The sequence below is a fragment of the Methylobacterium sp. ME121 genome (genome assembly GCF_000974725.1).
Taxonomy (GTDB): Bacteria; Pseudomonadota; Alphaproteobacteria; order Rhizobiales; family Beijerinckiaceae; genus Methylobacterium; species Methylobacterium radiotolerans.
The window spans coordinates 37,875-45,990 of sequence record NZ_BBUX01000047.1; the positions used below are offsets into that span (position 1 = coordinate 37,875).

The following is an 8,116-nucleotide window of genomic DNA, read 5'->3' on the forward strand; positions in this document are numbered from 1 at the left end:
GCGGCGCGAAGCCCCGCCCCGGTACCCCGCGGGTTCACTCGGCGGCGTCCGACCGGCGGAAGCCCTCGATCCCGATCTGGTCGGGATTGATCGCGTGCAGCGCCCGCCGGGCCGCCTCGAGGGGGTGCTCGGCCTCGATCCGCACCGAGGTGAGATCCGGGCTCTTGTAGACCGTCACGATCGTGTCCATCACCTCGGTCAGCGTGGTGCGCTTGTCCTCGGGGGCGGCGATGAGGAGCTGCAGCCCCCAGGCGCGGTAGAGATCGACCAGCGCCTGGCTGTTGCGCACGTCGAGCTTCGAGAACGCCTCGTCGAGCAGGCACAGGCCGAGCCCCGGATTCTCGTCGCCCGGCCGGTCGCCCGGATAGTAGGCGCTGGCCAGCGACGCGGCGATCGCCACGTAGAACGGCGCCTGCGCCTCGCCGCCGGAGCCGCGCAGCGCCCGGGCCGACATGGTGGTGCGGTTGCCCGCCCGGTCGCGCATGCCGATCTCGTAGACGAAGTAGTTGCGGTAATCGGCGAGCCGCGCCGCGTCCTCCTCGCCGGCGATCAGCGCGGTGATCTCCTCGAGCGCGGCCGCCATCGGCCCCTCGGCCTCACCGGCGAGCAGCGCCTGCGCGGCCTCGGGCGAGCGGGCGGTCTCGGTGGCCAGCGCGTGGACGGCGGCGTAGCGGCGGTCGACCGCCGCCTCGAACGCGTAGGTCTGGCCGGTGAAGCTGCGCGCCGAGAGCCGCTCGTTCAGGGCCGCGAGGCGGGCGTGGACCCGCTCGAACCGGTCGGCGAGGCGCGTCAGCAGGTCCTCGGTCATCAGGCGGCGCATCTCGGCCTCGGCCCGCTCGGCCTGCGCCCGGTAGCGGCGCAGCTCGTGCCCCTCGACCGCCTCGTATTCCCGCCGCACCCAGGCGAAACCGTCGATCGCCGGGGCGTCCCCGGAGGCGAGCGGGTTCTCCACCCGCCAGGCCGCGCAGGCCTCCGCCAGCTCGCGCTCGGCGATCCGCCCGTGCGAGCGGGCGGCCTCGGCGGAATCGCGGGCGAGGCCGCGCTCGGCACTCACCCGGGCCCCGGCCGCCTTGGCGTCGAGTCCGGCGAGCGACCGCCGCGCCTCGGCGACCGCACCGAGGTCGAACGGCTCGGCGCGGGCGAGGCGCACCCGCGCCGCGTCGCCCCCGCTCAGCTGGCGCAGGGCCGCGCGGCGGGCCGACAGGGCGGCGCGGACGGCCTCGCGCACAGGCCCCATCCGGGCGCGCAGGGCCGCCTCGTCGGCGAGCAGACGATCGAGCTTCGGCTCCAGCTCCTCCGACAGTTCCCGCAGGTAGCCGACCCGCTCGGTGGTCAGCGCGGCGATCTCGGCGGTGAGCCCCGCCGTGTCGCGCTTCTCGATGCCCTCCCGCTCGGTCTGGAGCGTGCGCCGCCGTCCCTCGAGCCCGTCGAGCTCGGCCCGCAAGGCCTCCACGTCGTCGAGGCCCCGGGCGACGCGGGCCCGGATCGCGGCGGCCGTCCTGGCGGCCTCGCGCAGGACCGCGGCCTCGCCGCGCAGGCGCCGCGCCTCCGCGACGGCGATCTCGTGCGCGCGGCGGCTGTCGGCGGTCGGCCCGCGATGACCGCGAGTCATCAGCAGGTCGACGTTGCGGGTCACCGTGTAGGCCATGCCGGCCGTGGTCCGACCGCTCGGCGCCACGGCGCGGGACAGGCGCGCCAGTTCGGCATCGTCCCGGGCGAGGTCGTAGCCGCCGAGCCGCACGCCGAGGAAGGCCTCCGCGTGGGGGTCGCTGGTCTCGATCACGGTGAGCGGCCCGTCGTCGTAGCGGCGGGACCGCTGCTTTGCGGTGTCGGTGGTCTTCACCAGGATGCAGCGGCTGAAGCGGTCGCGGCCCGATTGCAGCACGCCGAGCGCCTCGCTCAGCCGGTCGGGGGCGACCACCAGCGCCTCGCGGGCGCGCCCGAGCAGGCCTTCGAGGGCCGGCCCCCAGGTCGGATCGACGATCTCCGCCAGCTCGCAGATCGGCAGCGCGTCGATGCCGCGCCGCTCCAGCTCGCCGCGAAACGCCACCGTGTCGGAGGACAGGCGCGCCGCCGGGCCGCCGCCGGTGCGCGGGGCCGTGCGCTCGGCCTCGCTCTCCTGGGCCCGGGCCTTGAGCGCCGCGTCCTCGGCGGCCCGCTCCAGGGCCTCGTCGAAATCGGGCAGACGCGCCAGTCCGTCTGCCAGCTCGGCCAGCGGGCCCTCGGGGCGCAGGATCTCCTCGGGCGAGGATTCCCGGCGCAGGCCCGCCCGGGCGCAGGCCTCGGCGAGGCGGGCCGCCTGCGGGCAGCTCTGGCGCAGGAGCGGGGCGACGGGCTGGAGCTTGGCCATCTGCCCGACGAGCCCCACGAGGTCGCCGATCCGGCCGATCAGCTCCTTCCGGTCCCGCTCCAGCATGGACAGGCCAAGCGTCGAGGCCGCGAGCCGGCCCTCGGCGGCGCTCGCGGCGGCCAGCGCCTTCTTCTCGGCGATCTCGCCGTCGATCTCGCGGACGTAGCCTCGGCTCGCGGTGACGCGTTCGCGCGCGATGCGCAGGGTGTCGGCGCCCTCGCGGAGGCGGCTCCGGACGGCGATGAGGTCGAGGCTGCGGCGGCGCAGCTCGGCGCTCGCCGCCCGCAGCTCGTGGGTCGCGGCGGCCAGGACCGCCTCGCCCCAGGCCTCGTAGCGGTCGCGCAGGCGCCGCAGGCGCCCGAGCCGGCTCTCCAGTTCGGCGATGGTCTCCAGGAGGCGCCGCCAGTTGGCGATCGAGTGGCGCACGCGCTCGACGTCGAGGGGCTCCGGGTCGAGCACGAAGGCGCGCACGAACGCGCTGGTGTCGAAGATCGGCTTGAACGCCACCGCGTTGGCGAAGCTGCGCAGGAAGTGGCGCGGCTCCGGCGCCGGCGCCCCCTCGCGCAGGGTCGCGAGCACGTCGGCCGTGAAGCGCTCGCCGGAGGTGCGGTACTCGGTGAAGCTCGACGCGCGGGCGCGCAGGTCGGCGGCGATCTCGCTCCAGGGCGCCGTGTAGGTGCCGCCGGGAGCGGTGCGCGCGTAGTCGGCGACCTCGAACCGGTGCCCGACCGCGATGAAGCGCGACAGCACGGTCTCCTTCGGCTCCACGGCCCGGGCCGCCAGGGCGAGGCCGACCGAGACCACGCGGCCGGAATCGGGGTTCTCGAAGACCAGGACCAGCACGGTCTCGCAGGATTCCCGCGTCGGGCGGCCGCCCTCCGCCGGGTCGCTGATCCAGCCGAGGCAGTAGTCGCGCACCGTGCGGGCGCTGCGGCCGGAGGCCGAGGCGTTGAGGGCGAGGCGGCTGGCGTTGTTGCCGGCCAGCACCGTGCCGACCGCGTCGAAGATCGTCGACTTCCCGGCCCCGGTCGGCCCGACCAGCGCCGCGGCGCCGCGCAGGCGGATCTGCTCGCGGCGGATCAGGTACCAGTTCGAGATGGCGATGTCGGTGAGGACGTACACGGTGTCGGTGGGTCGGGCCGGTGATGAGGGATGTGCGGCCCAGTTGGCCGGACTCGGCCGCGTATGCAAGCCGACACGCGCGAACCCATGATGCCTGATCCTACCTCAGGTTATAACACTGTTAGCACAAGCCGTTCATGTCCTGCGGGTGCCGTTCGCACGACCGGAACCGACCGATGCGTCTCAGTCTCAAAGCAAAACTCAGCGGCCTCTTCGCCCTCATGCTCCTGGCGGCGATGGTTCAGGGCGGCGTGACCCTCTACAAGATGCAGGCGGTCGACCAGCGGCTCGCGGAGCTGATCGACAACGCCGTGCCGTCGATCAACGAGGCCCAGGCGATCAACGCCCTCGTGATGCGCTCGCGACTGTGGCAGTTCCGCTACGTGACGGCGGATACCGACGCCGAGCGCGAGACCAGCCTGAAGAACGCCGACGAGATGATACGGAATCGCCAGGCGAAGGCCGAGGCGTACCGCGGCCTGGTGGCGTCGAAGGAGGAGCAGACCATCTACGACGACCTGCTCGCCAAGCTGGCGGTGCAGCAGGCCGACTGGACCCGTCTGCGCGCCTTCCCGGCCGACCAGCACGACCAGGCGCTCGCCTATTTCCGCGGGCCGATGAACGCCAACTACCTCGCGGCCTCGACCGCGACCCGCGCCCTCGCCGACCTGAACATCCGGAACGGCGAGGCGGCCGGACGCGCGGCCCGCGACAGCCAGGCGGACGCGGTCCGGACGACCGTCGTGAGCCTGCTCGTCAGCCTCGTCATCGCGCTCGGCGCCATGCTGTACGCCTTCACGGGCGTCTCGCGGCCGCTCGCCGGGATGACGCTGTCGATGCGGCGGCTCGCCGACGGCGACACGCAGGCCGAGATCCCCTACGCCGCGCGGCGGGACGAGATCGGCGCCATGTCGGCGACCGTCGCGGTCTTCCGCGAGAACCTGCTGCACGCCCGCGCCCTGGAGGCCGAGACCGCGCAGGCCCGGGCCGGCGCCGAGGCGCAGCGCCGGCAGGCGACGCGCGAGCTCGCCGACCGGTTCGAATCCGCCATCGGCGGCATCGTCGGCTCGGTGACGTCGGCGGCGACGCAGCTCCAGTCTACCGCCCAGAGCCTCACCGCGACGGCGACGCAGACGGCCGGCCAGTCGACCAGCGCCGCGGCCGCCGCCGAGGAGGCCTCCTCCAACGTCACCACGGTCGCGGCGGCGGCCGAGGAGCTGGGCTCTTCGGTCAATGAGATCGGCCGCCAGGTCGGCTCCTCCGCGGACCTGGCGCAGGCCGCCGTCCGCGAGGCGGCCGCCACGGCCGACCTCGTCCAGGCCCTGAGCACCGGCGCGCGCCGGGTCGGCGAGGTGGTGGACCTGATCTCGGCGATCGCCAGCCAGACCAACCTGCTGGCGCTGAACGCCACGATCGAGGCGGCCCGGGCCGGCGTCGCCGGCCGCGGCTTCGCGGTCGTCGCCACCGAGGTGAAGGCGCTGGCCGACCAGACCGCCAAGGCCACGGCCGAGATCTCGGCCCAGATCGCCCAGATCCAGGGCTCGACCGGCCAGGCCGTCCAGGCCATCGACGGCATCGCCGGCCGCATCCGCGAGATCAGCGGCATGGCCAACTCCATCGCGGCGGCGGTGGAGGAGCAGGGCGCGGCCACCCAGGAGATCGTCCGCAACGTCGCCGAGGCCGCGACCGGGACCGAGTCGGTGACCGCCAACGTCAGCGGCGTCGCGGGCGCCGCCGAGGAGACCGGCGCGGCCGCCGCGCAGGTTCTGGCCTCGGCGTCCGAGATGGCCCGCCAGGCGGCCCATCTCGGCAGCGAGGTCGAGCACTTCCTGGCGACGGTCCGGGCAGCCTGAACCGGGAACCGGCGGACGCGGTGGTCCGGGTCGCTCCCTCCGGAGCGATCGGCGGTGAGCTCAGGCCTCGCCGGCCTCTGACCACGCCCGCAGACGCTCCATCCAGGCGTCGGAGGCCAGCACCGTCACGCCCGGCAGGAGCGAGAGCGGCGTGACCCGCTCGACCCGATCGCGCTCGCCGAGGCGCAGGCCGCCGCGCTTGGCGTAGAGGCGCAGGATGTCGGCGAGCCGGCCCTCCTCGGGGGGCTCGTTGCGGGCCACGGCGCGGATCTTCTCGACGATCTCGTCGGTGGTGCAGTCGACGATCCCGTCCGTGCCGGCCCGGTGGTCGCGCAGGCCCTCCTCGTAGAGGAGCCGGAGCGCCAGCAGCACCAGGGTCTCGTCCTTGCGCAGGCGCTCCGAGACGATGTCGTGCCGCGGGGCGTCGGCGGCCGGGCTCAGCGAGACCATCTGGTCGCGGTGCGAGACGGTCAGCGCGTAGCCGAGGCAGGCGAAGTAGTCGGTGAAGAACGGAGCGTAGTGCCGGGCGAGCTCGTAGGACCGTCCGATCCCCTGCGTCTCGGCGTAGATCACCTGCCCCTTCAGCAGAACCTGGAGAGCGCGGCACAGCTCCTCGGCGTCCGGCGCCCGGGCGCCGGGGGGCGGCGGCTCGTCGCCGTCGATGATCGCGCGGAAGCCCTCAAGCACGGGGACGGCGCTCCAGCAGGAAGTCCGGGCAGTCCAGCCAGCCGTTGACAACCCGCTCGGGCAGCCGGGTCAGGGCGTAGCGCGCGCCGAGCTTGGCGTCGAACAGCACGTCGATCTCGCGCAGGCGCTGGAACACGATGAAGTCGTCGACGCCCGCGATCACGATCTGCGACCCGCGCAGGCGCACGGCCTTGCCGAGGCGGGCCTCCACGAAGGCGCTCATGCTCTCCGGGGTCACGGTGGTGCGGCGCCGGAACTCCGCCTTGGCGGCCGCGAAGGCGTCGACCACGGGGTCGTCCTCGATGTCGGGCAGGGGCTCCATGTCGATGGCCGACTTGCGGGCCCGCGGCGCCTGGAGATGCGCGTGGCCGATCGGCGGCCGCAGCAGCGAGACGTCCCCCGGCACCTCGGGGGCGATCTCGGACCCGCCGACGGCGCGCAGCATCGCCGCCACGCGCTCGACGCCGCTCGGGTCCGGGCGGTCCATCACGTGCAGGGCGGAAGCGATCCGGCGCTCCAGCCGCGCCACCACGGCGTCGACGGCGTCGAGGTGGTTGTCGAGGCCCTCGAACACCGCGAGGATCTGGGCGAGATCCGCCCGGACGGCCTTCTGCGCCGCGTCGAGGTCGGCGCTCCGCCCCTCGCGGATCAGGCCCTCGGCCAGCGCCCGGACCGTGAGGGCGTCGCGCAGCGCCCGACCGGCCTCGCGCACCACGCTGGCGCGGAAGCGGAATGGGTTAAAGCGGGTGTGCAGCGTCCGGTAGTCGCTGATCAGGTGGCGCTCGACGAAATCCTCGAAGAACAGCCGGAAGGTCTTGGCGCGGTCGGGCTCGCGCAGGATGCGCTCCTCGACCTTGCGCATGCCGGCCGCGAGGCCGCGCACGTGCGACAGGAAGGCGGCAGCGGCCCGGGCGGCGTTGGACAGCGCCTCGGAGCGATTCGCCGGGTCCGACAGGGCGCTCTCGAGCCCGCCCAGCACCTCCAGCACCGCGCCGCCGTAGGAGCGCGTCTCGCCCCTTTCGAGCCGGGACAGCTCCTCCAGCAGGAGGCGGGCCTCGGGGTCGAACTCCGCGACCGGGACGTAGCGCTCGCGGCGCTCGATCAGCCAGCCGGTGTCGAGGAGGCGCCGGTAGAGCGCCGTGCGGCGCTCGGCCGGGTCGGCCGAGATCGGCTCGTCGCCGCTGACCTCGGGGTCGCTCCAGCCGGCGGCGAAGTCGCCGATCTCCGCCAGGAGCTCGGCCTTGCGCACCGGCTCGGCCCCGAGGACGCGCCGGTGCAGGTGCAGGAGCAGGGCGGCGTTGAAGCCGCGGCTCGGCGAGGCCAGCGGCTTGAACAGCTCGTCAGACAGCTGCGCGAACAGCATGGTACTGTGAACTCTCGCCGTCGCGCAGCCCGAGCCCCGATCGTTGCCTTACTTCGCGCCGAGGAGCTCGACGTCGAAGATCAGCGTGGCGTTCGGCGGGATCACGCCGCCGGCGCCCCGGGCGCCGTAGCCGAGCTGCGGCGGGATGATCAGGGTGCGCTTGCCGCCGGTCTTCATGGTGGCGACGCCCTCGTCCCAGCCCTTGATCACCTGGCCGGCGCCCAGGGGGAAGCTGAAGGGCTGGTTGCGGTCGCGGGACGAGTCGAACTTCTTGCCCTTCTTGCCGCCCTCGTCGAGCCAGCCGGTGTACTGGACGGTGACCGTCTGGCCGGCCTTCGGCTCAGGCCCGGTGCCGACGACCTCGTCCTGATACTTGAGGCCCGACGGGGTGGTCACGGTCTCGGCATTGGCGGCAGTGGTCATGGCGATCAACGCGGCTCCGAAGAGGGGGGACAGGCGAGGCATGGTTTCTCCCTGGAGCCGGCGCCGTGCGCGCCGGCCGTCGGGAGGCCTTCTATCGCCTCGGACCCGTCCAGGCCAGGGAGAGACGGTTGGTGCCCCCCCGGGGCGCTCTCAGGCGGCCCGGACGCCGTCGAGGAAGCGGCCGACCTCGGCGGTCAGCTGCACGGCCTGGGTCGACAGGGCGGCGGCCGCGCCCAGGACCTCGCCCGCGGCCGCCTCGGTCGCGCCGGAGGCCGCGGCGACGCCGGCGACGTGGCCGGTGACCGCGGCCGCGCCCTG

Annotated in this window: 5 protein-coding genes; 1 reads left to right on the plus strand and 4 read right to left on the minus strand. The window is 74.2% G+C overall.

The genetic code is table 11. The features are described from left to right. Positions 1–34: 34 nt before the first annotated feature. Positions 35–3,472, minus strand: a complete 3,438-nt coding sequence (locus ME121_RS23070; protein WP_059409633.1) for an SbcC/MukB-like Walker B domain-containing protein — start codon at positions 3,470–3,472, stop codon at positions 35–37. Positions 3,473–3,648: 176 nt separating this feature from the next. Between ME121_RS23070 and ME121_RS23075 the strand changes: the two genes are divergently transcribed. Continuing rightward, a complete protein-coding gene (locus ME121_RS23075; RefSeq protein WP_059409634.1) occupies positions 3,649–5,325 on the plus strand; it encodes a methyl-accepting chemotaxis protein in 1,677 nt (558 codons plus the stop codon). 60 nt (positions 5,326–5,385) lie between these two features. Here ME121_RS23075 and ME121_RS23080 read toward each other — a convergent pair whose 3' ends face one another. Genes ME121_RS23080 through ME121_RS23090 form a run of 3 tightly spaced genes read right to left on the minus strand, consistent with a single transcriptional unit; the run spans position 5,386 to position 7,840 of the window. Then, on the minus strand, positions 5,386–6,012 hold the full coding sequence (locus ME121_RS23080; protein ID WP_012317801.1) for a DUF4194 domain-containing protein: 627 nt from the start codon (positions 6,010–6,012) through the stop codon (positions 5,386–5,388). Further along, positions 6,005–7,375 carry a Wadjet anti-phage system protein JetA family protein gene (locus tag ME121_RS23085; protein ID WP_012317802.1) on the minus strand — a complete coding sequence of 457 codons (1,371 nt, stop codon included), beginning with the start codon at positions 7,373–7,375 and terminating at the stop codon, positions 6,005–6,007. Before ME121_RS23085 ends, ME121_RS23080 begins: the two co-directional genes overlap by 8 nt. A gap of 48 nt (positions 7,376–7,423) precedes the next feature. Next, complete coding sequence (locus tag ME121_RS23090; protein WP_026605341.1) at positions 7,424–7,840, minus strand: FKBP-type peptidyl-prolyl cis-trans isomerase; 417 nt, start codon at positions 7,838–7,840, stop codon at positions 7,424–7,426. Between the last annotated feature and the right edge of the window lie 276 nt (positions 7,841–8,116).

Coding starts and splice junctions, on each gene's coding strand:
- ME121_RS23075 (WP_059409634.1), top strand. CDS start 3,649: ATGCGTCTCAGTCTCAAAGCAAAACTCAGCGGCCTCTTCGCCCTCATG.
- ME121_RS23085 (WP_012317802.1), bottom strand. CDS start 7,375: ATGCTGTTCGCGCAGCTGTCTGACGAGCTGTTCAAGCCGCTGGCCTCG.
- ME121_RS23090 (WP_026605341.1), bottom strand. CDS start 7,840: ATGCCTCGCCTGTCCCCCCTCTTCGGAGCCGCGTTGATCGCCATGACC.